Source organism: Spirosoma arcticum, assembly GCF_054779955.1.
The window spans coordinates 18,585-43,838 of sequence record NZ_BAAGXG010000030.1; the positions used below are offsets into that span (position 1 = coordinate 18,585).

General features: G+C 55.7%; 23 protein-coding genes. 6 read left to right on the forward strand and 17 right to left on the reverse strand.

The annotated features are described in order from the left end of the window. Position 1 precedes the first annotated feature (1 nt). The 10 genes from ACYVHB_RS31390 to ACYVHB_RS31435 are packed head-to-tail and all read right to left on the reverse strand — an operon-like array spanning position 2 to position 9,739. Positions 2-778, reverse strand: coding sequence for an SDR family oxidoreductase (locus tag ACYVHB_RS31390; RefSeq protein ID WP_461055998.1), 777 nt, complete (start codon positions 776-778; stop codon positions 2-4). Beyond that, a complete protein-coding gene (locus ACYVHB_RS31395; RefSeq protein WP_461055999.1) occupies positions 768-1,703 on the reverse strand; it encodes a Gfo/Idh/MocA family protein in 936 nt (311 codons plus the stop codon). Before ACYVHB_RS31395 ends, ACYVHB_RS31390 begins: the two co-directional genes overlap by 11 nt. Continuing rightward, the gene (locus ACYVHB_RS31400; protein ID WP_461056000.1) at positions 1,700-2,692 is read right to left on the reverse strand and encodes an aldo/keto reductase; all 993 of its coding nucleotides are present in this window, start codon (positions 2,690-2,692) and stop codon (positions 1,700-1,702) included. The genes ACYVHB_RS31395 and ACYVHB_RS31400 overlap by 4 nt, the downstream gene beginning before the upstream one ends. A 33-nt stretch (positions 2,693-2,725) precedes the next feature. Continuing rightward, on the reverse strand, positions 2,726-3,532 hold the full coding sequence (locus ACYVHB_RS31405) for an HpcH/HpaI aldolase family protein (RefSeq protein WP_461056001.1): 807 nt from the start codon (positions 3,530-3,532) through the stop codon (positions 2,726-2,728). A gap of 56 nt (positions 3,533-3,588) precedes the next feature. After that, positions 3,589-4,977, reverse strand: a complete 1,389-nt coding sequence (locus tag ACYVHB_RS31410; protein WP_461056002.1) for a hypothetical protein — start codon at positions 4,975-4,977, stop codon at positions 3,589-3,591. Then, positions 4,974-6,059 carry a dipeptidase gene (locus ACYVHB_RS31415; RefSeq protein ID WP_461056003.1) on the reverse strand — a complete coding sequence of 362 codons (1,086 nt, stop codon included), beginning with the start codon at positions 6,057-6,059 and terminating at the stop codon, positions 4,974-4,976. Before ACYVHB_RS31415 ends, ACYVHB_RS31410 begins: the two co-directional genes overlap by 4 nt. Continuing rightward, entirely contained in the window at positions 6,052-7,017 is a 966-nt protein-coding gene (locus ACYVHB_RS31420) for a 3-hydroxyacyl-CoA dehydrogenase family protein (protein ID WP_461056004.1), read from the reverse strand. Before ACYVHB_RS31420 ends, ACYVHB_RS31415 begins: the two co-directional genes overlap by 8 nt. Continuing rightward, complete coding sequence (locus ACYVHB_RS31425; RefSeq protein ID WP_461056005.1) at positions 7,014-8,345, reverse strand: aspartate aminotransferase family protein; 1,332 nt, start codon at positions 8,343-8,345, stop codon at positions 7,014-7,016. Before ACYVHB_RS31425 ends, ACYVHB_RS31420 begins: the two co-directional genes overlap by 4 nt. Before the next feature lie 11 nt (positions 8,346-8,356). Next, complete coding sequence (locus ACYVHB_RS31430) at positions 8,357-9,337, reverse strand: 3-hydroxyacyl-CoA dehydrogenase family protein (RefSeq protein ID WP_461056020.1); 981 nt, start codon at positions 9,335-9,337, stop codon at positions 8,357-8,359. A gap of 12 nt (positions 9,338-9,349) precedes the next feature. Beyond that, complete coding sequence (locus ACYVHB_RS31435) at positions 9,350-9,739, reverse strand: RidA family protein (protein WP_461056006.1); 390 nt, start codon at positions 9,737-9,739, stop codon at positions 9,350-9,352. A gap of 193 nt (positions 9,740-9,932) precedes the next feature. On the opposite strand from ACYVHB_RS31435, the gene ACYVHB_RS31440 reads away from it, so the two are divergent. After that, positions 9,933-10,802, forward strand: a complete 870-nt coding sequence (locus ACYVHB_RS31440) for an AraC family transcriptional regulator (protein WP_461056007.1) — start codon at positions 9,933-9,935, stop codon at positions 10,800-10,802. Between the two features lie 22 nt (positions 10,803-10,824). Here ACYVHB_RS31440 and pseF read toward each other — a convergent pair whose 3' ends face one another. The 4 genes from pseF to ACYVHB_RS31460 form a co-directional block, all read right to left on the reverse strand. After that, on the reverse strand, positions 10,825-11,511 hold the full coding sequence (gene pseF, locus ACYVHB_RS31445) for a pseudaminic acid cytidylyltransferase (protein ID WP_461056008.1): 687 nt from the start codon (positions 11,509-11,511) through the stop codon (positions 10,825-10,827). 108 nt (positions 11,512-11,619) lie between these two features. Beyond that, positions 11,620-11,805, reverse strand: a complete 186-nt coding sequence (locus ACYVHB_RS31450; protein ID WP_461056009.1) for a hypothetical protein — start codon at positions 11,803-11,805, stop codon at positions 11,620-11,622. After that, positions 11,802-12,218 (reverse strand): putative toxin-antitoxin system toxin component, PIN family, encoded by a 417-nt coding sequence (locus ACYVHB_RS31455; protein ID WP_461056010.1) that lies wholly within the window; start codon positions 12,216-12,218, stop codon positions 11,802-11,804. Before ACYVHB_RS31455 ends, ACYVHB_RS31450 begins: the two co-directional genes overlap by 4 nt. Next, a complete protein-coding gene (locus tag ACYVHB_RS31460) occupies positions 12,215-12,439 on the reverse strand; it encodes a hypothetical protein (protein WP_461056011.1) in 225 nt (74 codons plus the stop codon). Before ACYVHB_RS31460 ends, ACYVHB_RS31455 begins: the two co-directional genes overlap by 4 nt. 116 nt (positions 12,440-12,555) lie before the next feature. Between ACYVHB_RS31460 and ACYVHB_RS31465 the strand changes: the two genes are divergently transcribed. Continuing rightward, positions 12,556-12,963, forward strand: a complete 408-nt coding sequence (locus ACYVHB_RS31465) for a DUF6932 family protein (RefSeq protein ID WP_461056012.1) — start codon at positions 12,556-12,558, stop codon at positions 12,961-12,963. 9 nt (positions 12,964-12,972) lie between these two features. On the opposite strand, the gene ACYVHB_RS31470 is transcribed toward ACYVHB_RS31465, so the two are convergent. Further along, positions 12,973-13,269, reverse strand: coding sequence for a hypothetical protein (locus tag ACYVHB_RS31470; protein ID WP_461056013.1), 297 nt, complete (start codon positions 13,267-13,269; stop codon positions 12,973-12,975). Positions 13,270-13,296: 27 nt separating this feature from the next. After that, positions 13,297-13,851: a transposase family protein gene (locus ACYVHB_RS31475; protein WP_461056014.1), complete on the reverse strand. Its 555-nt coding sequence runs from the start codon at positions 13,849-13,851 to the stop codon at positions 13,297-13,299. A gap of 248 nt (positions 13,852-14,099) precedes the next feature. On the opposite strand from ACYVHB_RS31475, the gene ACYVHB_RS31480 reads away from it, so the two are divergent. Further along, positions 14,100-14,294 carry a hypothetical protein gene (locus tag ACYVHB_RS31480; RefSeq protein WP_461056015.1) on the forward strand — a complete coding sequence of 65 codons (195 nt, stop codon included), beginning with the start codon at positions 14,100-14,102 and terminating at the stop codon, positions 14,292-14,294. 289 nt (positions 14,295-14,583) lie between these two features. On the opposite strand, the gene ACYVHB_RS31485 is transcribed toward ACYVHB_RS31480, so the two are convergent. Beyond that, the gene (locus ACYVHB_RS31485) at positions 14,584-17,538 is read right to left on the reverse strand and encodes a S9 family peptidase (protein ID WP_461056016.1); all 2,955 of its coding nucleotides are present in this window, start codon (positions 17,536-17,538) and stop codon (positions 14,584-14,586) included. A gap of 280 nt (positions 17,539-17,818) precedes the next feature. On the opposite strand from ACYVHB_RS31485, the gene ACYVHB_RS31490 reads away from it, so the two are divergent. From ACYVHB_RS31490 to ACYVHB_RS31500, 3 genes are all read left to right on the forward strand, one after another. Beyond that, positions 17,819-21,013 carry a SusC/RagA family TonB-linked outer membrane protein gene (locus ACYVHB_RS31490; RefSeq protein ID WP_461056017.1) on the forward strand — a complete coding sequence of 1,065 codons (3,195 nt, stop codon included), beginning with the start codon at positions 17,819-17,821 and terminating at the stop codon, positions 21,011-21,013. 14 nt (positions 21,014-21,027) lie between these two features. Next, the gene (locus ACYVHB_RS31495) at positions 21,028-22,506 is read left to right on the forward strand and encodes a RagB/SusD family nutrient uptake outer membrane protein (protein ID WP_461056018.1); all 1,479 of its coding nucleotides are present in this window, start codon (positions 21,028-21,030) and stop codon (positions 22,504-22,506) included. Between the two features lie 93 nt (positions 22,507-22,599). Then, positions 22,600-25,095 carry a S9 family peptidase gene (locus ACYVHB_RS31500; RefSeq protein WP_461056019.1) on the forward strand — a complete coding sequence of 832 codons (2,496 nt, stop codon included), beginning with the start codon at positions 22,600-22,602 and terminating at the stop codon, positions 25,093-25,095. Positions 25,096-25,254: the final 159 nt, after the last annotated feature.

Sequence of the window (25,254 nt, forward strand, 5' to 3'; positions counted from 1 at the left end):
TTCAGGCATTCAGGCCACCATCCATCAGGATGTTTTCGCCGTTGATGTAAGCCCCGGCTTCCGAAGCCAACAGCACTGCCAGGCCCTTAATGTCGTCATTATTGGCCATTCGGCCAAGTGGCACCTTGCGGGTGTAGTTAGCCAGAAACGGCTCCGGCTGGTAATTGAACAAACCACCCGGACTGATGCAGTTGACCCGAATCTGCTTGCCAGCCAGCATCCGGGCCATATACCGCGTCAGATTCAGCAGGCCCGCGTTGTGGAAAAAATAATCGGGTGGTGGGTGGCCCATATCGGTGCCTTCGTAGTTGGACAAGTCCGGGCCGAACATGCCCATCATGGAGCCAATGTTGATGATGCTGCCCCCGCCCGACTCCGATATCAGATCGGCCATTTCGCGCAGGATGTCCATCATGCCCGTCGCGTTCACCCGCATCGACTCAGCGAACTGGGTAATGGGCGCGTCGTAGCTTTTCATCGGACGAGAAACGGCGTTGTTGACAAACACGTCCAAGCGGCCAAAGCGGTTCTGGATCGCTTGTTTCAAGGCCAGCACCGAGGCTGGGTCTCCCTGATCGAGCGGCAGGGCCAGCACCGACAAGCCCGCATCACGAAACTGAGCAGCCACGGCTTCACCCGCCGTCTCGTTCCGCGACGCCGTGATGACGGTTCCCCCGGCTTCGGCCAGTCCTTCCACTAAGCAGCGGCCGTAGTTACCGGCTCCGCCCGTGACGAGGATAACCTTGTTTTTCAGACTGAACAGGTCGTTAATGTGCATAGTCGTACGGTAGCTCAATCCGCGCACCACCCCGGTTGCGGCTTTCTTGGGCGGCCAGCAGGGTCTGGATAAGCATTTCAGTCAGGTGATAGTCGAGTCGGGGTTTCCCGTCGGCCACCGACCGGACGAACTCGATCAGGTTATCGCGGAACATGCCATACCAGTTTTTTACCTCAATCAGCCGCCAGCCGCCCGTGCCGAAAACCGAGTATTGAAACGTAGGTGCAATGTCCATGAACAGGTGAATCGTCGCCCGGACGCCCGTGCTGAACTCGATCTGGACAATGTCCCGGTGTTCGCTCCCCACATTGGTTACGGCCACCGGCGGGGGATCGCCGAGGAGCATAAATAGTCCTTCGAGCAGGTGAATCCCGTAGTTGATCCAGTCTTTTTTGCCCACCGCCGTCACCAACTGAATGTCGCCCAGCGCGGCAAACTCGTTTTTGGCGGCCCGGCATTCGGTGGCGTAGCGCATGGACGAGCAGGACATAACGAACTTCCCGGTGGCTTGCTGCTCCGTAAAATAAGCCAGATCAGCGGCTGTACTGGCTAAGGGTTTGTCGATGAAAAGGGGAATGTCAGCGTCGATGAACGGACGGGCCATCGCCACGTGCTGCTCGGCATCGTCGCGGGCCAGAATCACGGCATCCACCGCCCCAATGAGATTCTCAAGCCGGGGTACGATGGTTTCGATACCGGTGGCACCCGCAATGCTTTCGGCGATGGCCCGCTCCTGCGCCCAGACGTGCGTTACCCGCGCCCCCGGAATGCCCAGCGTGTCGCGGTTGGCCGTCAGGTAAGCCGTTACGCCGGGGTAGCCAACGCGGGTAATCTCCGCCCCGTCGAAATAACCGTTTACAATGGCCGACCACGAGTACGGGTGCGCATTACCCGCGCTCATGCCAATGATGCCGATGCGGATCATGATGGGGTTACCGTTAGGGCGGGAGATTGGGTCGAAAACCAGCCCCTGTTCACCCAGTTCGCCATATTTAAAAAGTCGGGGTCGGGGTAAGCCAGTTGGATCGCCCGGCTGACCGTTTCGGGCGACAGACCCGGTCCGTTCACCGTGGCCAGCGACTGGTGCAGGTAATCCCGCTGGTCGATGCCCACCAGCACCGCCGAAACCGGCGGAAACGCCAGCGCAAATTTAGTGGCTAAGGAGACCAGTGTTGGCGCGTCGGTGTTTAGCATACTGTCGTAGCAGTGAATATGATTTTCGACCGCTTTCAGCGCCGGATGAAAGCGGTGCCGCCCGGTGTCAGTGAGCAGACCCCGCATCAGCACCGAGCGCACCATCAGCCCAATACCCCGCTCAGCCGCTCGCCCGAATAGCGGAGCGTGCCGCTGGTCAAGCAGGTTAAAGGGCAACTGAATTACGTCCCACGCTCCTGCGTCAATGGCCAGTTCGGTTTCGGTCGGCGTGTACGTCGAAACGCCCGTTGCCCGAACAAGGCCCTGCTGTTTCAAGCGCGTAAAGGTTTGGGCAATGCGTTCGTTGGTCAAAATTTCTTCGTCGGTATGATGCACCATATACACATCCACGTAATCGGTCTGTAAGGTACTCAAACTCTCTTCCAGCGATTGCCGGATCAGGTTTTGCAGCGTGTCATCGTCCGGCAGGGAACCGTCGGCCCGGCGAAACGGGCGGGATTTGGTCGCCAGCACCACCTGCTGACGGCGGTCGTGGAAGGCCAGCCCCATCAGGCGTTCGCTGTCGCCGTACGTCCGGGCCGTATCGAAAAAAGTAATGCCCGATTCCAGAGCCGCCCGCAGCAGGGCGATGGCCGCCGGTTCGGGCAACATATCGGCCTTGCTCTGAACTCCCAGACTGTACGGAATACCAATTTCCACACCCCCAAAGGCCAGTTCCGAAACTGCTATCCCCGTATTACCTAACATTCGGTATTTCATAGCTACTACGCTGTTTTCACTGGCTGAATTGGCCTACCGATACCCGCCCGCTGCCCGTGCGCTGGTCAATTTATCCGTCGATTCGGCAAAGCGGCTCATCAGGCCCCGGCAATACGTGTTTACCCCGACCACGTCGGCCCCCACGTTGACGAACGTATATCCCAAACCAATGAACTCGTCTAAGCGGTCAATGGACCCGGTGGTGGCGGCAAACTTGCCGTGTCGGCGGGCGGCTTCGGCCACTTGCTGGCGGGCTTCCACTAAGCGCGGGTGGTTCCACTCGCCGGGAGCGCCAATAGCCTGACTAAAATCACTAGGGCCGAAAAACAGCATGTCGACCCCGTCCAGCGCAGCAATGTCGTCCAGTTCAGCCAGCGGTTCGGGGTCTTCGATCTGAAGCACCAGAAATCGTTGTTCATTGGCCTGCCGGAGGTACTCGTCGAAGGTTAAGTTGGTATATAATCCGTCGGCGCTGCCTCCGTCGATGGCCCGTCGGCCAATGGGATGAAAACGAGTCATCTGCACCACCTGCTTCGCGTCGGACAGGCTCATGATGTGCGGCACCATGATGCCCGTAGCGTCGAGTTCGAGGGGTTTTACGTAGTCGCTGTAGCTGCCGCGCGGAACACGCACCATCACATCCACGTTGTGCGCTTTGGCCGCCCACACCTGAGCCGCCACCACCGACCAGTCGTGGGCGAGGTGTTCGCGGTCGAGCCACAGGCAGTCGAAGCCCGCCATGGCCGCTACTTCGGCCGGTTGCCCATCGGCGAAATTGATCTTGAAGCAACTGGCTACCTCGCCCGCCCGTAGTTTTGCCAGTACCCGACTTTTCCGCATGTCCATGACCTGGTAGTAAAGCGTATTTAGCTTTGCGTGTTTACGTGTTTCACTCTCTAAACCGATTCAGATAAAGTCTCACGGAGCAACTGGATTAAGCGTTCGCGGAGTTGACGCTCGGCGTTCGGCCCCAGAAAACTCGTGCGGCACCGCCACGTTTCGTAGCCACCCCGTTCGATTTCGTGGGCGGGCGGCACGTAACCGACGTAGCCATTGGCCATCGTGATGGTAAAGTAAGGCCGGTCGGCGAAAGCCTCCCGGAGGGCGAGACCCGTTTCGGCGAAAAACTCACCCCCCAGCGCCCCAATAACCCCGTTGCCCACCCGGATGGCCTGCACCGGGAACGTGATTTCATCTGGGTATTCATTCAACAGCACCTGCTCGCGAGCGTAAATTTGTTCCAGCGCCCGCTCATCAACAACCCGAATGGCCGCGTAATCCGTGTCGGCCACTACGGCGCGGGCGGCTTCGGTTTCGGCCGGGGTCGGCTTGCGGGTAGGCACCCGTTCATCGGCGTACCGAACCGTGAGTTGGGGGTCCAATGGCCACATTACCGCAGCCAGCGCCCCGTGAACGGCGTTGGCAATGTCGCTGCCGATCAACGCACTCCTGGAGAAAGGCTCCGTGGAATAGCGCGCGGGATTCCTGAAATTCCAGATGTTCACGTCGCCACTCGTGCCGTTGCTCATCATCCCCACAAATGAGTCGTCGGCCCCCAGCCGCTCCCGCAGTTGCCGGGCAAATACGCCGAAATAATCTGCCGACAGCGTTCCATGCGGCCAGTCGCCCACGTAATGCAGTGCGTAGTTGGCTAATACGCTCAGCCAGTCCCCATCGGTGCCCTGCACGGCCATGAAACTCACCCGTGGATCAACCGGCGCAATTGGGTGGTCGATGGCCGATTCGTCCCCGAACGGGTTGGTCTTCACCCCGTCGGTTCCGCCCGTAACGGGGTTGCGGGCTACATAGCCCGGCCGCATCACATACCGGCGGCAAAGCACGTGCTGCGGCACGTCGACGGCTCCGAAACCCACGCGGGCCGGGCGCCGTTGGTCCCAGGCTCTCCGCACTGCTTCGACCAGGAGGGCGGGTAGTTTTTGGCTATATGGTAGGTCGGTCGCCCCCAGCAATAGGCTCATCACCGAACCACCCGCGTGGGTATGTGTGCTGGCAATCAACACGCTCTCCGGTTTGATGCCTGTTACTGCCTGAATGGTTTGCTTGACAGCGGTGATCAACTCACTCGGCATGGCGCAGATGTCCACCAGCACCAGGGCTACGCACGTTTCGCCCTGCTCCATCACCAGCGCTTTGGCGTAGAGTGGGTCATGCACCGAGCGGGCGTAGTGGGTCACAAAGTCGCCGTTAATGAGCGTTCCGAGGGGCGGGGTAATGTCGACGATGGCGGCCCCGGCCCGGAACGAGTTGGTTGTTGCTGCCTTCATTGGGGGAGCGCCCGGCGGAGAAACCGGAGCCAGTTGCCGTGAAAAATATTCTCAATATCCGCCGGACTGTAGCCGCGCCGGGCCAGAATGGCTCCGTACTTGGTCAGGTCGGCCACCGAGTTCAGGTCCCAGGGCGACTGCTCGGTGCCGAACAGCCCGTCGAGGTCGCTGCCAATGGCGACGTGCCGACTGTTACCCGCCATCTGACAAATGTGATCCCAATGGTCGACTAAGTTTTCCAGCCGGATATTCAGTTGCCAGGGGTCCGAAATGGTATCAATAAAGCGAATGTCCATCGCCCAGCAGTCGAGCATACCCCCAATCACCGCATCGCGTTCAATCAACTGCCGAATCTGTTCGTCGCTGAGCTGGCGCTGGGTCGGCGCAATCTGCCGAACATTATGGTGACTGGCCCAGATCGGTCCGGTGTACCGGTCCATGACCTGCTCAAACCCCACATCGGTCAGGTGCGTTACGTCCAAAATCAGGTTCAGCCGCGCCATTTCGTCCAGCAACTGAAAACCCAGGTCCGTCAGTGGCCCTTCCATCCGCGTGCCGGGGGCGTAGCGGCCCGGTCCGAAATGCGACAGGCCCACCGCCCGCAGGCCGTAGTCGTAGGCGCGTTGCAGGTACTCGACGGTCACTAAGGAATCGGCCCCTTCGAGGCTCAGGATATACCCAATGGGTTTCTGGCTGTCGGGCGTCGTTTCATCGTCCCAGAGCCTTAGTTGAGCGTCTAAGCCAGTACGATTGGTAATCTGCACCATTTCGCCCGCAGCCTCCATCTCCCGGTACCACGCTAATTGCGCCTGCGTAGTGGCCCACGCCTGCTGGGGCGAATGCCAGCCCGCCAGCGCACTGCCAATGGGCGTTACTCGTGCCAGTTGCGTGGCCACCACCAGCCCAATGCCTCCTTTCCGCAGTTCGGGCAGGCAAACGGTGTTTTTTCCCCGGTCGGGCTGGTCCTTGCGGTGCATCTCGCGCTCCCGGATTTCGGCCAGCGGGCGGGTGAGGTCGCGGTTAAACTCCAGCGCGTTCATGGCCAGGTCGAGGTGCGCGTCGATGATGAAGGGCCTATTCATAGACGTACGGCAGCGGGCTGGGTAGTGAGGGAGCCAAAATGGGGTCGTACGGGTAGCGGGCGATCAAAGCCTGAATCTGGTAGCTGAACTGCCGGAACTGTTCCGCCCGTTCCGCCACTTCCCCCTCGGCGTAGTCGTAAAAACCTTTGCCGCTAACCATGCCCCGATGGCCCTGGCCGGTTAATTCCTTAAAAAAATCGGGAACGTCGCTGCTCTGGCTCAGTTCCGGGTTCAGGTCCTGCATCACGACCCCGTAAACGAATGTTCCCATCAGGTCCATGTACCGAAAATTTCCGGCAAACGGCAGGTAATACCCCGCATCGTTGCGACAGGCCCGGTCAATATCGTCTACGGTCACGTAGCCATTTTCGACGAGGTAAAACGCTTCCCGAATCAGGGCGCACAACATCCGGGACCGAATGCCAGACCCCGTTCGGAGTACGTATGGATCTTTCTGCCAGTAACCGCGGGCGTGTTCGCAAAACCGCTCTGTGCGCCCGGCGTCGTTTTGTTCGTTGGTAATGATTTCCAGAAAGTAGGTCGTATGCGCGGGTTCCGACCAGTTCAACCCCATAACGCGTTCAGGGTGACGGGTGTCTGCTTGCAGCGTATCGAGGTGAATGCTTTCGGTGTTGACGGCAATCAGCGTGTCGGGCGTCAGCACCGCGTCTAACCGTCGGATGGCGTCCTGCTTCACGCTCTGAACCTCTTCCGTTAACAAAATCGCTGCGGCCACGTCCACCGAAGCAGTCAGCGCAGGCAGGAACGTCCACCGGGGCGATTCTGTAGCGGGCCGTAGCGGGTTTTCGTGACTCAGGTGTTGCCGGATGCTCTTGTCCATTCGGATCTCATCGTCGGTGAGAAGCAGCACCGGGTGTCCCGCCTGGAGCAGACAGGCCACTACGCTGGGGGTCAACTGAATGGAACCCATCACCAAAACGGGGTCGTGCTGATTCATGCGTCGGGCGTTGGAATGGCTGAAAGTACCGACCGGGCCGCGTCGATGGCCTGCTGAATGTCGGCTTCGGTGTGGGCCGTGCTGATGTACCAGAGGCCCCGGCCAATGATTCGGATGCCCCGGTCGTGTAATCCCGCCACGAACTGGTTCTGTCTGGCTTTGTCGTAGGTCAGCGTATCGCGGTAGTCGCGCACGGAACTCAGATGGGTAAAGCCCGCGTGAACCATCGGTCCCAGCCCCTGCACCAGCAGTGGATGACCGGTTTCATGAGCCACCCCGCGCAGGCCATCCATCAGTTGCTGACCCAATTCATATAGCCGTTGGTGGGGCTGCTCGGCCTGTAATATTCGCAGCGTGGCAAGGGCAGCGGCCACCGTGGGGTTGCCCGCGTTCATGGTGCCCGCGTGGATCACCTGCCCGGTTTCGATCAACCCCATCCAGTCGCGTTTGCCCACCACCGCGCTGATCGGGTAGCCGCTGGCAATGGCTTTGGCAAAGATAGCCAGGTCGGGCGTAACACCGAATCGTTGCTGCGCCCCACCCAGGTCCACCCGGAAACCGGTGATGACCTCGTCGAAAATAAGGGCAATTCCGTAGTCATCGCACAACGCCCGGAGACCCTCCAGAAAGCCTGGCTCCGGCACAATGCAGCCGTTGTTGCACATGATTGGTTCGGTAATGATGGCGGCTAACTCGTGGTAGTGAGCGGCCACCGTCTGCTGCACCAGGTCCAGATCATTCCAGGGCAGGATCATGAATTCATCGCGCGATTGGGCCGCCAGCCCTTCGCTCCACGGAAAAACGGCGGGGTGTTCGCGTTCGCCAAGGGCCTCGGCCGACGGCGTCGAAACGCCCCAGGCCACGTTGTCGAGCCAGCCGTGGTAATGCCCCTCGAACCGCAAAAACCGCTGCCGCCCCGTTTTGGCCCGCGCCACCCGCAGGGCCGTTTGCACGGCTTCGGACCCATCCAGACAAAACCGCATCAGCTCCGCCGACGGAATCAGGTCGTGCAGGGTTTCGGCCAGTTCTATTTCCTGCTCGTGCTGCCCGGCAAACAACTGGCCTTTTTGGGAGTACTTGGTCACGGCGTCCAGCACGGCCGGGTGCGAATGGCCCAGCAGGAGCGGCCCCTGACTGAGCGTAAAGTCGAGGTATTCGTTGCCGTCCACGTCATAAATCCGACTCCCCAACCCATGGGTGTAGGTGATGGCGTGGGGGTGGTTGTACTTACGAAATTCCGACGAAACGCCCCCCGCCAGCACGCGTCGGGCGCGTTCGAGCATGGTTGCCGACTGCGCGTAAGTAGGTGAAACAGGAGCCGTTGTCATACCGGGCGTGGTTAGGTGCGGTGCGGGTCGTTGCCGGAGGGATACCGGGCGGCTAACCGAAATATTTCCTCATTATAGCGGGCAAATGCGGCATCCCACTCCCGGGCTTCCTGCCCGGTGTAGTCATACAGGCCCTGTTCGGTTTGGGTGCCCCGCGCTTTCATTGCCATCAGTTCGCGCATCCGGGGCGGCACCGTCTCGGCGTTGGAAAGTAGGGGAAAGATCGTCTGGAAAATGGCCGGGTAATCGTCCAGCCCCACGTAATCTAACCGCCGGAAAATGCCCATCAGCGTCATCCACGACCCCGTATCGTACCGAAATGCTTTGTCGGCGGCTTCGAGCGTGGCCCCGCCCGACTCGACTAAGTGCAGCGCTTCCCGGTAGACGGCGTACATGAGTCGGTTGGTCACAAAACCGCGAATGTCTCTGCGGAGCAGGGTCGGTTCTTTCTGCCACGAATGCGCCAGGGCGAACACCCAGTCGGCCCGCTCGGAAATTGTTTTTTCGCCACAGGTGATCTCCAGAAAGCGAGTCATGTAGGCGGGTTCGGCCCAGTGAATGCCGAGGAAACGAGCCGGGTGTTTGAGGTACTGCTGCAGCAGGCTGATGGGAATGGCCGATGTGTTGGTAGCAATGATGGCGTCGGGCGCAACGGTGGCTTCGATCTGACGGTAAACACCCTCTTTCACCGGCAACTGTTCCACCACACATTCTAAAATCAACAGACAGTGGGCCAGATCGTCGTAGTTTTCGGACAAAATCAGTTGTTGCCAGTAGGCATCGACGGGTTTCTGGAGTAGGCCCGACGCCTGGCAGTGCGCGAGTTGCTGCCGAATGCGGGCGGGGGCCGACGCCACGTCGGTAGGTAGGGGCGTTAACGCGACCACCGGATGCCCGGCCAGTAACAGGGCCACGACAATGCTGCTGCCCATTAGGCCGGTCCCAACCACGCCCACCCGAATTTGGGACGTATCTGTCCTGTTTTCCGTCACGATGCGCAAAAGTTAAACGGGTAATGCCACAATACAGTCGATTTCTACTTTTAGCCCCTCGGCCAGCACCGACTGCACCGTGGTGCGAGCCGGTTTGATCCCCTCAAAATAGGTCGCATAAGCCACGTTGTACCGATCAAAGTCGCTAATATCAGCTAAGTGAACCGTGCATTTCAGCACGTCGGCCAGCGACGCACCGGCCGCTTCGACGATAGCCCGGATGTTGGCCAGCGTCCGGTGCGTTTCGTCCTCGATGCTACCCAGTACAAATTCGGACGTTGTAAAATCGACCGAAGCCTGCCCGCTCACAAACAGTAGTCCGTTGTGAATGACCCCGTCGGAGTAGGCCCCGGTTACGAAATCGGGTTGTCGGTCAGGATGTTTGACGAGTTGCTTGGGCATAGTGCGTCGGGACGGACCGGTTCGGGTTATGAGTAGTTTGAGGAGCGCGTGCAGGCTGAGCAAAAGTAGCGGTCAGCGTAGGAAAGGGCTGTTACTTTTGTATAGATTCGTGGTACTATCTTTCAGCGCGGCTACCCTATTTTGTTCAATCCGTTCGTGTATATTGAGAGCCGATTTTACCCGCTCATTTGCCATGAAGTCCGTAGAACAACGCCTACCCCAGGAGTTTGACAAGTCGTTCATCGTTTTTCAGGAAAAAGGCCAGTTTTTTCCTTGTCCCTGGCACTACCACCCGGAGTATGAATTAGTATTAGTCATGAAAAGTACGGGACGCCGGATGGTGGGCGACCACATCGGCTATTTCGACGAGGGCGACCTGGTTTTCATGGGGCCGTCGCTCCCGCATGTGTGGGTAAGTGATCCTGAATACCTGGACGGGCAGCGGGACCATCCGGCGCACGGCATTGTGGTGCAGTTTGTTGGCTCATTTCTGGGCGAGACGTTTATGCGTATTCCCGAAATGGGAGTGTTACAACGGTTTCTGGCGCAGTCGGCGCGGGGGGTGGTTCTTCTGGGAGAAACCCGGAGCCGCATTGCCGCGATCATGCAGGCGATGATCGGCCAGAACGGACTACAGCGGCTGTCGTCGCTGCTCACTATTTTCGACCTGCTCGCCCGCACTCACGAGTATGAGTTGCTGGCCAGTCCGGGGTTTGTGCAGACGATGCCGCCCAAATCGCTGGATCACTTCCGGCGCATCAACGAACACATCATGCAGCATTTTCAGGATGATATTTCCCTCCCCCAAATCGCCGACATCGCCAACATGGCAGTGACTACATTCTGCAACTTTTTTAAGGAACACTACCGGGTCACGTTCGTGGAATATCTGAACACGGTCCGGGTGGGGCACGCCTGCCGACTGCTGGCTGAAGAAGACCGCAACGTGGTTGAAGTGGCTTACGAGTGCGGTTTTAACAACTTAGCCAATTTTAACCGGCAGTTCAAAAAGCTGAAGCAGATGACGCCGAGCGAATACCGCAAAAAGCTGGTGATCTACTAACCGTTCGGTTCGAACAGCCCGGCTATTTTTTCAGAAGCGTATATTTCAATTCAGCCAATTGCCAGTCATTAAAATCATCAATATCCTGCATCTCAAATTCGGGAATTTCGATGGTACTCGTGTTGGTCGTCAAGAGTTTACCCGTCTGTAGAAAGTGCGGCACGGCAAATACGTAAAACTGACCGGCATCGTGGAAAACGGGCGGTAACTCGGCTGGATTGGTTAAACGGTGTTCGGGCTGAAACCAGCTAATCCGATTATCAGTCAGTTTCACCGCCTGCTGCACGGGATGCCGGAAACGCGCCACGGGATAAACGACGTCAAAATTGCCTCTCTCAAGTTTAGCTGCGGCCTCCTGAAGCCGACCGGGCGTAATGAACGGAGCCGTGGAATACAGGCAGCAGGCCATCTCAAAAAACTGACCGCGCTGCTCATACTGCAACAGCACTTCGGTTAGTACCTCGGCCGTGGTGGCGTGGTCACTGGCCGTTTCGGCACTCCGAAAAAAGGGTACTGAAGCACCGTAGCTCCTCGACACCCCGGCTACTTCCGGGTCGTCGGTAGAGACCATCACTTCGTCAAATAAACCCGACTGTTGGGCGGCTTCAATGGAATAGGCTATAATCGGTTTACCCAAAAAAGAACGGATATTTTTCCGGGGAATCCGTTTGCTGCCGCCACGGGCCGGAATAATGCAGACTGATTTCATGGATGGTTGCGACTTTTGGAATAGCCCGACTGGTCAACGAGTAGAGCGTCACCTGTTGCTCAGCGTGAGCTATTTAGGTAAATAAAGCAGGAGAAATGGCGAACTTAGTCAATTGGTTTCTTGCTGAGCGAGTAGGTGGATTTTGTCGTCGGCGAATTGCGGGCGCACCCGTTGGTAACCCTCGATGGTTGGTCGGTCGGGTTGGGGCTGGCTTTCGTGGGTATGAATGAGCGCATTGAGCCGGGCAACGCGGTTTAGCACGTCTTCAATATCATCGAGCGGTTTGTTGATCATGTGGTTATGTGCTGTTTCAATAATTCGAAGGCATCGAAGCTCAGCAAACCAACTTTCGGGAATGGAATAGTGGGCAGGTGCTTGAAATGTCCGTCGTTCGTCACTACATAATCGGTGTTGCCCACCACGGCCGCATCGGTGAATTTATTATCATCAAGATCGTCGGGAATGAGCAGGAACCGGAACGCCGGTTCTACCCGAATAACGGTTGGAAAATTGGCTAAAGCCAGCAAGGTACGCTCGGCAAATATGGTCGAGTACTGACGTTCGAGCAGTTCGGCATACTCGTCCAGAATTTCGGTCGAAACGACCAATTCAAACTGGCCATCGCGCAGGGCATCAGACACCCAGCGGTAGGTTGAGAAGTACGGAGTAATGACCAGCATGATGTTGGTATCCAGCAGAACCCTCATTGTGGTTTGTAGGGTGTGCGGAGGTGGGTCGTTAGTAGAGTATCCAGGTCGGCTCGGCTGGTTGGGTGTTGCGCTTGCAGGCGGTTCATTTCCTCATCGGCTTTTTGGACAAAATAATCAGCCAGCAGTGTTTTAATATCTGCCAATTCGTTTTGGCCCAAATCGTGCGAAAACAATTGGAGCAGGTGAAGTTGCACCGGGTTGAGCCTTGTGGTCGTCATAGCTGGTCTGTTGACTGATTGCCCAATTTACAATATTTTCCCAATCATGCCCGCTGTCTGTTCTTCCAGAGCCAGAATCTCGGTCTCGATAACTTTACGAGCCTATCCTGACGGATTTGGCGACGGTAGAGCGGGTGTTTGTAGAGGAGTTTGCGGAGTCGGCGACGCGCTGGGGATTGTTCGTCAGGTATCAGGAGTACGTTGACCAGTTGCGCGCATTCATGCCGGGCGGATTCAGCCAGTGGGTAGACGGGAGTTTTGTCGGCCAAAAACTGAATCCGACCGGCATTGATTTTGTGACGTTCGTGGATTACCGAATCTACCAACAGAATGAACCAGCCATTGACAACCTGCGACGTTTACGGCTCGAGTGGGGGATGGGCATGGATGGGTATTTTGTGAAGACCTACCCTGATGACCATCCGGAATATAGAAACTACCGGGCTGACTTGATCGAGTGGGAACACCGGTTTAGCAGGACGCGCGATTTCAAACATAAAGGATTTATTGAACTCATTTACTAACTATGCGAATCAAGGGTTGAAAACCAAAATGTATAAACCGGCTGCCAGGCGACCCATACAATGAAGTAACGCCCCTTTTTCAGAGCGCACTTTGGACCCAGTCTGAATCTGAGTATGCTCGATGAGCCAATTAAAGAGTGATTCAATCGGTTGGCGCATTCGGCTCACATAGCTGGAAAACAGCCTATCGGCCGCATCAAGGCGCTTTTGGTCTTTCTTGAGTTTGACCGGTGTGAACAAATCAAGCTGCTGCTGGGCCAGCAAGTGTTCGTTGAGCGAGGCTGACCAATACGCTTTGTCGCCCACTAAGCAACCTTGGGGCAGGCAAGCTACCTACTGCCGCAAGGCAGTTAAGTCATGGACGGAGGCCTTGCTCAACTGCATACGCTCGGGTAAAGGCATGGTCCCCAGCCGGTCAACACCGACAAGATGTAGTTTAAAACCGTGATGGTAGAGTTGTTTAGTGGGGCAATAGCCTTTGTTGGCGATTTGGCGGGCCACCCGAGCCGAGTTAGGCCGCTTACTGAGAATGATGGGTAAGGAGTCGGTCAGGCGAACATCGGTCAGTGTGGGCCAGTCTTGTAGGCTCGTCGTTAAGGCATCCACAACCGGCTCAAAATGCCACCCTATCGGATTGATCTGCTTTTTAAAGGCTTGATAGGAAGGCAGTTGAGGAAACCAACCGGCCCAGTGCTGTTGGATGTAGTCGTAGGTGTCCTGCATAGTAAAGCGTCGCTGGATGATACCAAAGAGGTAAATCGTCATCAGTTCCTGGTCAGTGAAGTCAGGCTGGTCATTGTTACTTTGTCGCTGGAAATGCAGGGCCAAATTTGTGTCATAGCAGCGGCAAACGTAGTCGTAGAGGGTAATGAGTTGTAGTTGTAGCATTCTACAAACATATACTCAATGCTACGTTTGCTGTTTAAGACCTGTCCTCAACCCTTGATCCGCATTAGTAGTAGGACTCTTAACCTCGTTAAGGAAACGGGGTGTTTATTTTATAGTATTACTGACTGATAATGAGAAATAAATGACTTCATTTGACAATTTTCAGTGCCTATTCTTGCTAATTAACAGTGTCTTAAAACGCCCGTTTTTACCAGATTGATCCCCAATTTCTCTACCGCCCTTGAAGCTTGACTAAAAGAGTCCGGTTCGCCGACGGTCAGCCGCTGCTGTGCGATCAAGTTGTCATCTCCCAAATCAACCGCAACGGCCGGTACGCCGGAGCGGGACCGTGTCTCATTTCGATAGCTACAGATGGGTTTGTAAAACAGCGGAATAATTATTCATCCGATGGCAACTACATTTCCGGCAATGAAAAATTTTAATAGTGACCTACAGGAAATGTACAATTTTAAAAAGCTCCATATGCTTAACATTGCATTATTAGCTTAATCACCTAATAATGCAATGAGCCATAATCTTAATTCCGCCCACTGAATCTCTCCGATTATTGCCGAGAATGGCCAGGATGTGAACGGGAATTAGACAAGATATTTATTCCCTTCCCAATCGAATATGCCAAATTAACCACTGTTCCAAAAAGCCCTATCAGCAGGATCAGGACGGGGCTTTTTGGTGCCATTTACTGGTCTGACTCACCACTATTTGCCCATCTTAATACTTCATCTCGCCCCGGTCTTTCTCAACCGATGTGCGGCCTTCCTTCATCCAAACCGGCATCGGGGCGTCCTTGAGGTGATGATCGAAAAACTGGTACATCCGAATGCTCAGGTCCTTGGAGTTATGACGTTGCGTCAGGTTGTGGCCTTCGCCGTTGTAAACCAGCATCCAGACGGGCTTGTTCAGCCGACGCAACGCTGAAAACAATTCGATACCCTGCTGCCACGGCACGGCCCCATCGGCATCGTTGTGCATGAGCAACAAGGGCGTCTGCACCCGATTGGCATAAAATAAGGGTGAGTTTTCGATGTAATTCATCGGCTTGTCCCAAAGCGTACCGCCGATCCGACTCTGGGTTTTTTCGTATTGAAAAGCCCGGCTAACGCCCGTCTCCCAGCGAATACCACCATACGCGGAAGTCATGTTGGCAACGGCAGCCCCGGCTTCGGCGGCCCGGAACAGGTTAGTACGGGTGATGATATAGGCGGTTTGGTAACCACCCCAGCTTTGTCCCTGAATGCCAAGCCGGTCGCGGTCCACAAACCCTTTATCGAGTAGGCTCAGCACGCCCGGCACCACGCAGTCGTAGGCATTCGGACCGGGTTGCCCCATGGTATAGACAATATCCGGCACAAACACTAAATACCCGTTCGACACACAGTAGGGAATGTTGATGGTGGACCGACTTGGCGCCGGTGCGCGGTAATCGTTCAGGGTTTCGGCGTTGCGTTCGTAGAAATACGTTAACATCGGGTATTTCTTGGTAGGGTCAAAACCTTCCGGCTTGAAGAGCAGCCCTTCCAGCTTCGTGCCGTTGGTACCCACCCAGTTCACCAGTTCAACGCTACCCCACCGAATGCTGTCCTGCTGCGGATTGACACGCGTTAACTGAACGGGCGACGTTAAGGTCGTATCCGTTTGAAAGAGGTTGATCGGCTCCTGAAAATTGCCCCGGTAAAATGTCATCGTGGCCGCGTTCTTCGCCTTGCTCAACCCAAAATAACGGTGATTGCTGCGGGTCAGCACCGCTGGCTCAGCCGATGCCAGCCCGGTCTTGCTCTTCAGGATGCCCGTGGCTTTGTCACTCTCCCAGATACCCGTCAGAAATAACTCGCCCTTCGGGTCAATCGCTTTGTCGACGGTACGACGGCTGGGCCGGTCCTCGTCGCTGTCCAGCTCGGCGCGCCGGAGTCGAATCTTGTTTTTACGACCCCAGCCGGCCGTTAGATTCAAGGGTTTTTCGGCACCCGTGGGGTCAATTTGCCAAATGTCATACCGGTCATACAGCCAGAGGTACCGGTCGCCGGTTGTCCAGCCCGCCGAACCGTAGGAGCCGGGCAAATTCGGGGTGTCGTGTTGTTCATCGAAAAATTTGCTGGGCAGGCCGCGCGTTAGTTCAATGCGTTTGCCATCGGCAATGGCCCAGGCGCGCCAGAGTGAATCCCGCTCATCGAACCAATACGCATACTTCCCGGCGGGCGACAGTTTAGGCGTCGACGCCATGATGTCGTTGGCAATCCGTTTTTTCTCGCCCGTTTGCGTGTCAATCAGGTACAAATCCGTATGGCCGGGATCCCACGAGGCCTGAACCTGATAGGGCAGGTCGCTCAGACCCAACAGGTAGCGGGTGCTGACCTTCTCGTCAAAAGCGACGGTTGGCACTTCGCGATTGGCCAACAGCGTGATTTTGCCAGAGGAGAGATCATAAACGGTCAGAAAACCCCGTTCTTTTTCTTCCTTGAGCCGTCGCTGCTGCATAGGCTGGAGCCGACTGTCGGTCCAACTCCAGACGTCCATTTTCACCTTCTCGTCGTCGGGCGTCAACGTGTCTTTGATGGGCTTGGGAGCGATGGGAGACGTGGAGAAATACAGCCGTTTACCATCATCCGCGAAAGTCGGCTCCCGGTACTCATTCACCGACCAGCCTTTGGGTAACGCCGACGTCAGGGTGTCGGCGATCACGGTAAACGGTGCTGCGGGCGTCACCCCTTTGCCCCGTTTGCCCTTGGCCAGCACGGGTGGCGTCATGTTTTTGTAGTACAGAGCGAACACTTTCACGTCGCTGCCCGCGCTGTCGGCGGAGGCCATCCAGGTGAGCTGTTTACCCAGTTTGTCGATGGCTAACCCTTTGTAAACCTTGCGCGCCGAATTGGTATCGACGAGGGTCGTCTGCCCATTGGCGGTCGTGAACAGAAACACCCCTGGCACACTTTTGTCACCCGTCTTCAGGGAATCAATTGCTGATTCTTTGCTGTAAAATACGGCTTGCCCATTGTCCGATATCACAACGTTGGAGACGTAGCGAACGGTTTTGGTAGAACCGTCGGCCATGTTCAGCAGCGTCAGATCGTCGCCCTTGGGTTTCTTCGACGTGCCTTTGCTGGTGGTCACCGTCGTTGTGGAAACGGGTGGCAGGGGAATGAGCGTGTCGTTTTGGGTGACCGCTTTAGGAGCAGGCCGTTGGCTCTCGGCTTTGCGTTCCTGCAACACCGCCAGCCATGAGCCCGTCTCCTTGCCAAACACAAATGACTTCACGTTGGGGAGTTTTGTGGGCTTGCCCGTGGCCAGATTCAACGCCAGCAAGCTGTCTTTGGGCATGTCATCGGGCTTCTTTTTCTTGAGCTTGGCTTTCCGCGTGTCCGCCACCGGCACCTTCAGCCGCATCACCAGAAACTTGCTGTCGGGTGTGAACTGAGCCATGTACCCCCGAGGGAATGCGTGACGCGTGCGACTACTGGCGGGACCGGTGGTACTGGTAATTTCCAGTCGGCCATCGCCTTCCTGCGGGTCGATCTGGTAAGCAATCCAACGGCCATCGGGCGAAATTTTCTCGGACCATACCCGTTGCCAGCGGTCATAATCAGCAGCCGTCAGGGGGCGTTTCTGGCTTTTAGCCGTGAATGACGCAATGAGACATAAACAAAGCAGCAGTCGACTGAACAAATTCATAAATGCGGAATAATAGCAATAAAGGAAATGTACTGGCTGATCAACATTCTGTTTACCAGTAACGCTCGTAAACAGGGCGAAATAACGGATAATCAAGGCGACTACGATAAGGTGACAATGAAAAACAATAAACATTCATTAAATAGTGAAAATAGTGCTATTTGCCATATTAATTACTTTCATGATCTGGTATTAAAGAATAATATATGCACTTTTGTTGCAAATTCAATAATCTCTATATTAGAAGTAAGCGGTCCATCTACCTTCTCCAAAACAATCTATGAAAAAATTTTTCCTGTTCAGTTGGTTACTAACTGTACTTACTGTCCTGCCCGCGCTGGCTCAGGACGTTACCGTGAGTGGCCGGGTTACCTCATCGGAAGACAAGTCAGGGCTGCCCGGGGTGAGTGTGCAACTTAAAGGTACTACGCGTGGCACTACCACCGACGCCGACGGCAACTACCAGATCAACGCCCCGGCTACCGGCCGATTAGTATTCAGTTTTATTGGGTTTGCCTCGCAGGAGTTTGCCATCGGCAACCAGTCGACGATTACCGTGAGCCTGGTCCCGGACGCGGCCAACTTAGACGAGGTGATTGTTACCACGTTTGGTACGGCCAAGCGGGCCTCTTTCACCGGCTCGGCCGGTACACTTTCACCTGCCCAAATTCAAAACCGTCCCATTAACAATCTGGCTCAGGCCCTTTCGGGAGCCGTGTCGGGCGTTCAGACAAATATCGGTAATGGGCAACCGGGTACGGCTCCGGATATTCGAATCCGGGGTTTCGGGTCGATTTCGTCGGGGAATGATCCGCTCTATGTGGTGGATGGTATTCCATACTCGGGCAACATTGCCAACCTGAATCCTAATGACATCGAAAGTATTTCGGTGCTCAAAGACGCGGCTTCAACGGCGCTCTACGGTGCCCGGGCCGCCAACGGGGTAGTGGTGGTGACGACGAAAAAGGGCCAGAAAGACCGGAGCACGATCAACGTTCGGTATACGAAAGGAATAAGCAGCCGGGCGTTGCCGGAATATGAGCGGGTGGGCGTCGGCGAGTATTACCCGCTGATGTGGGAAACCTACCGCAATAGCGTTGCTTACCGAGCCACCAACCCCGTATCCTTGAGCACCGCGAATGCGGATGCGTCCCGGTTATTGGGGGGGTTAGTTGGCTACAACGCCTATAACGTCCCAGATAATCAGTTAGTCGATAATAACGGGCAATTCAATCCCAACGCCACGCTCCGGTTTTCGCCGGACGACCTGAACTGGGAAAAACCAATAACGCGTCAGGGAAACCGGAATGAACTGAACGTGAACTTTGCGGGTGGCCAGAAAAATTCGGATTATTTTCTGTCGCTGTCGTACCTGAGCGACAAATCTTACCTGATCCGTTCCGACTTTGAGCGATACACGGGCCGACTCAACATCAACTCCCAGATGAAACCCTGGCTTCGGGTTGGCGCCAATCTGTCGGCGACGATTACCAAGTCGAATCAGGCCGACGCGGGTGGTAATGCGGGCAGTACGACCTTCGTTAACCCGTTCTTTTTCTCCCGCAATATCGGGCCAATTTATCCGGTCTACGCCTACGACCCTAACAACCCCGGCCAGTTTCTCACCCTACCCAACGGTGACCGACGCTGGGACTTTGGTAATCTGACGGCATTGGGGTTACCGGCCCGCCCCCAGTTTGGCGGGCGCCATTCGGTAGCCGAAACGACGCTGAACCAGAATTTTAATCGTCGGAACGTCCTGGGCGCTCGAGGGTATGCGGAGATTACGTTTCTGAAGAATTTCAAATTCACCACGAATGTGGGTACCGACATCACCAACTTTAACACGTTCACCTATGGCAACCCGCAGGTGGGCGATGGTGCTCCGGCGGGCCGGGCGACGCACGAATTCCAAAATATTTCCAGTTTCAATCTAAACCAACTGCTAAATTATAACCGGTCGTTCGGGAAGCACGGCTTCGATGTGCTGCTGGGCCACGAAAACTTCAGCCTGAACGACAATAACCTCGAAGGATCACGTTCGCAGCAAATTGTAGATGGCAACTATGAACTGCTTAATTTCACGACGACGACCAACCTTGAATCGATTTACAACACGCGCCGGATCGAAGGGTATTTTTCTCGGATCAATTACGATTACGATCAGCGGTATTTTCTTTCGTTTTCGGCCCGGCGCGACGGTTCGAGCAAATTCTACCGGGATACCCGCTGGGGAACGTTTTATTCGGTCAGTGGGGCGTGGCGTTTAGATCAGGAAAATTTTATGCGGTCGATTCCCGCTATCAACTCGCTGAAGCTGAGAGCTTCCTACGGGCAGACCGGCAACGACGGAGGGGGCAATACCGCCGAATTTGCCGAGGACAACACCATCAGTTACTACGCCTGGCGGCCGCTGTACGATCTGAACCGGAACAACGCAACGGAGGCTGGTATTTTGCAGACGAGTTTAGGAAACCAACGTCTGGAGTGGGAGTCAAGTAACTCCTTCGACGTAGCGCTGGAGTTCGGTCTGTTCAAAGGCCGGGTATCGGGGACCCTCGAATACTTCGACCGCCGGTCTTCCAACCTGATCTTCGATGTACCGCTACCCTTGTCAGGGGGGATTTTAACCGCTACGCGCAACATTGGAACGATGTACAACCGGGGCGTTGAAGTTGAGTTGGGCATTGAGCCGATTCGGGCGAAAAACTTTACTTGGCGCATTGACCTGAATGCGACCCGGATTAGGAATGAAATTACGAAAATGCCCACTGAAACTCCCGAAATTATCGACGGCACCAAGAAACTCGCGGTGGGTCGGTCCATCTACGATTATTGGCTGCGGGAATACCGGGGCGTCAGAGCATCAACGGGCGAAGCACAATACCGGGCCGCTAACTACGTAGCCAGTAATTCCTACATCAACGAAACCGGTGATACGCTCACGACCAGCGTTAATAACGCTCGTTTTCATTACAACGGCACCTCCATTCCGGCCCTGTCGGGCGGAGTTACCAACACGTTTCGGTACAAAGGGCTTTCACTTTCGGCTCTGATGGTGTATCAGTTAGGCGGCAAAACCTACGACGGGGCTTACGCGGCACTGATGAGTTCGGGTGGGTATGGCAGCGCCAAATCAGTGGATATTCTGGACCGGTGGCGCAATCCCGGTGACGTTACCAACGTACCCCGGATGGACGCAGCCCGGACGTCGGACTTTGACGCTGCTTCGGACCGGTGGCTCATCGACGCCAGCTATCTGAATATCCGTTCAGTAACGCTTTCCTACGAAATACCCAAATTATTTGCCCGTAAGATATTCATGGAGAACGCCCAGGTGTACGTAAGTGGCGAGAACTTCTTTCTGTTGTCCCGCCGGAAAGGGATGAACGTTCAGCAGGCCTTCTCGGGAGTGACCAGTAATGTGTTCAGCCCGGCCCGGAGTTTGGTGCTGGGTGTTTCCTTCACGCTTTAAATTTCTGACGACTCATGAAAGCAAGAATACTGACGATAGTAATGGCCCTGAGCCTGCTCACGAGCGGTTGTGAGCAAGAATACCTCGAAACCTCGCCCACCGGTGGTATTGACGCCGGGTCTGTGTATGCCACTACCAAGAACGGGGCCGCTGCTATTAATGGAATTTACCGGGCCATGGTACTGCGGTACATGGATTCGCAGCCGCATTTTGGTCATCCGGCGGTGATGATTATTCTCGATGCACTGGGCGAAGACTTAGTGTTGAGTAACACATCGAACGCCGGACACCTTGCCGAGCAACGCTGGCAGGCGCACCGCTCGGAGACATCTAACGGAGACCGATTGCCCTACGAGCTGTACTACCGGCTTATTGGAAACGCCAACCTCGCGGTTGCCAACGTCGACAATGCCACTGGCCCGGAATCCGAACGAAATCAGATCAAGGGTGAAGCGCTGGCGATTCGGGCTTTCTCGTATTTTTACTTAGTGCAGATTTACGGGAAGCGATACAGCGGGGCGGCCAAGCCCAACGCCCAACCTGGGGTGCCGCTGGTCGTGACGCCCACCACCGACGGATTACCAAGAGCGACCGTTGAGGAAATCTACACGCAAATCAACAAAGACCTGACCGATGCAGCCGCGCTCCTGACCTCGGCCCGCAGCTTTAAGTCGCACATCAACCTGGAGGTGGTCAAAGGCTTACAGGCCCGGGTGGCGCTGACCCAACAGAACTGGGCCGAGGCCGCAAAATTTGCCGCCGAAGCCCGCAAAGGTTTTTCGCTTATGAGCGTGGCTCAGTACCAAGAGGGTTTTTCGGATATCGGCAATCCCGAATGGATGTGGGGATTTGACCATCAGGAAGATCAGTCGGAATTTTTTGGGGCGTTTCACTCCTACATTTCCAGTAATTACAACTCGACGAACATTCGCCTGACGCCGAAGGTGATTAACAGCTTGCTCTACAACCAAATTCCGGCCACAGACGTACGCGCCAGAATGTGGGTGAGAGCGCCAACAGCGGCCAACTCAGTAGTACCAACGGGTGGGGTGCGTGCGCCATACATGAACCAGAAATTCCGCTTGCCGGGCAACCCCTCAACCAGCGCTATGGGCGACATTCCATACATGCGTTTGGCCGAGATGCACTTGATCGAAGCTGAGGCACAGGCACGGCTTGGGAATGCCACGGGCGCGGCCACGGCGCTGTTCGATCTGGTCAGCAAACGTGACCCGTCCTACAAGCTGTCGACCAAAACGGGCGTGGATTTGATGGACGAGATTCTGTTTAACCGGCGCGTTGAGCTTTGGGGCGAGGGCTTCCGGTTTACCGACCTGAAACGCATGAATCTGCCCCTGAACCGGAACGGGGCCAACATCAGCTCTGCCGTAGCCGTGCTTTTCGACGTAGTTCCGGGCGACAACCAATGGGAGTTTCTGATTCCGCGTCGCGAAATCAACGCGAACAAGGCCATTGTGCAGAATCCACTGTAGAACGTAGCGCTCAGCTGTTTGACCGAGTCATTGACCCGGTCAAACAGCTGAGCTCATTTATTACTCATGTTAGTTAAAAAAACTTCTTTTCCAATGGCTTACAATCGAACTGCTGTCCGCCAGAGCCGACCGGTCCTGCTTGTTTTGTGGCTTTTTTCGTTCGCGGGTTACGCGCAGGATGCCCAATCGTACCAAATCCCACCCAAAGCCTTAGCGGATCTGGTGACGGTACCGCTCACTCCTACCGTGAGCGTGTCGGACAAGGGGGATGTCCTGCTGATTCTCGAACAGGCGTCGGCCCCGACCATTGCCGAACTGTCACAGCCCGAACTCAAACTGGCGGGGCTGCGCCTGAACCCGGCGAACAACGGACCCAGTCGCGCCCGGTATGTAACAGGCCTGAAGCTGAAGAAGCTGACCGATAAGGCCGAGAAAGCGATAACGGGCCTGCCCGCCACACCCCTGATCAGTTTTATTCAGTGGTCGCCCGACGGCACAAAAGTTGCGTTTGCCCAGTCGACCGACAGCCGGATCGACCTCTACGTGGCCGATGTGGCCACCGCCACCGCGAAGAAAATAGGCTCGGCCGCGCTCAACGCAACGCTGGGCGTACCATACCACTGGGTGTCGGACGGCAAGAGCCTGATCGTGAAAACGATTCCGGCCGGGCGTGGCCCAGCCCCTGACATTAGCCGGGTGCCAAGTGGCCCCACCATCCAAGAGAACGTCAAAGGAACACGCGGTCAGGCACCTACTTACCAGGACTTACTTAAAAACCCGTCCGACGAAAAGCAGTTTGCCTATTACACTACGGCGCAGGTTGTGAGGATGGGCCTCGATGGCACAACGACCAACATTGGTCAGCCAAGCATTATTCGCTCGGCCGAACCATCGCCAGATGGTCGGTACGTTATGATCGAGACCGTACACACGCCGTTTTCGTATTTGGTACCGGTTGGGCGGTTTCCACTCAAAACCGACGTTTACGCCCTGACTGGTTCGCTGGTTAAAACGCTGAACGACGGGCCATTGCAGGAAAGTGTGCCCTACAGCCGCGACGGAGCACCCACTGGTCCGCGTGACTTCAACTGGCGCGCCGATGCGCCGGCGTCGGTTTATTACACGGTGGCTCAGGACAAAGGCGATCCAAAAGTGAAAGCCGACATCCGGGATAAGGTGTACCTGACCGAAGCGCCTTTTTCGGCTGAACCCAAAGAGATCTATGCCGCTCAGTTTCGGTTTGGAGGTTTCGAGTGGGGAAATGAATCGACGGCCCTGGCCAATGAACGGTGGTGGCAAAGCCGCAAAATCCTCACGAAAACCGTTAATCCGGGCAACTGGCAAACAGCCGTCCTCTTCGACCGCTCCTACGAAGACCGCTATAGCAACCCGGGCCAACCCGACACGAAGCACAACCAATACGGGCGTGCGGTATTGAATCTGCTCCCGAACAATGAAATCCTTATGCTGAACGAGCAAGGTGCGTCGGCCGGGGGTGATCGGCCGTTTGTGAGTTTGCTAAACCTAAAAACAAGGCAGAGCCGCGAACTGTGGCGGTCGGCATCTCCGTATTTTGAGCGCCCCATTGCCGTCTTGGATGCGGCTAAGCAGGTCATTTTAACCACCCGTGAAACCCCCGACGAGAGTCCAAATTATTTCGTGCGCAACCTGAAAGCCCGGATCGCGCCGGTTCAGGCGACGTTTTTCCCCCACCCGTACCCGCAATTGAAGGGCATTCAAAAGCAGCAACTTCGGTATAAACGGGCGGATGGCGTTGAGCTGACGGCCACCTTGTATCTGCCGGTTGGGTACAAGAAAGAGCAGGGGCCACTGCCCGCGTTCCTGTGGGCATATCCCGCCGAGTTTAAGAGTAAGGACGCGGCCAGTCAGGTGTCTGGTTCGCCGTACCAGTTCAACCGGATCAGTTACTGGGGCGCGGCTGCCTTTGTGACAATGGGCTACGCGATCCTGGATAACGCCAGCATCCCCATTGTGGGCGAGGGCGACAAAGAGCCCAACGATACGTACATTGAGCAGTTGGTGTCGAGTGCCAAAGCGGCCATAGACGAGGGCGTTCGACTGGGCGTAGTCGATTCGAGCCGGGTGGGCGTCGGTGGGCACTCTTACGGGGCCTTTATGACGGCGAACCTGTTATCGCACAGTAAATTGTTCAAAGGGGGCATTGCCCGTAGTGGTGCCTACAACAGGACGCTAACTCCGTTTGGCTTCCAAAACGAACAACGCAGTTACTGGCAGGCTCCCGAGGTGTACAGCACAATGTCGCCGTTTATGAATGCTGATAAGATGAAGACGCCATTGCTACTGGTTCATGGAGAAGCTGATAATAACACGGGGACGTTTCCGATCCAGTCTGAACGTTATTACAACGCGCTGAAAGGTTTCGGAGCGACAACGCGGTTAGTCTTCCTACCGTACGAAAGCCATCACTATGATGCTAAAGAGTCATTGCTTCACATGTTGTGGGAAATGAATGGCTGGTTAGACAAATACGTCAAGAATGCAGCGCCCATCGGACAAACCAGCACCAGTAAAGCGGGGAAAATGGGGGGTGGAAACAATGAACGTTAATACGCAGTCGCCGGAAACAGAACGTAGTTTTCAGGACGGGTCAAGTTCGGAAACGTTCAGCAAATCGCTTGTGACTGTTGCACAACGCTAATAGCCTAATATTGAGGTAGATACTTATCTTGAAGGATGGTAGGCAAAAAACTCAACGCTCCCCAACAA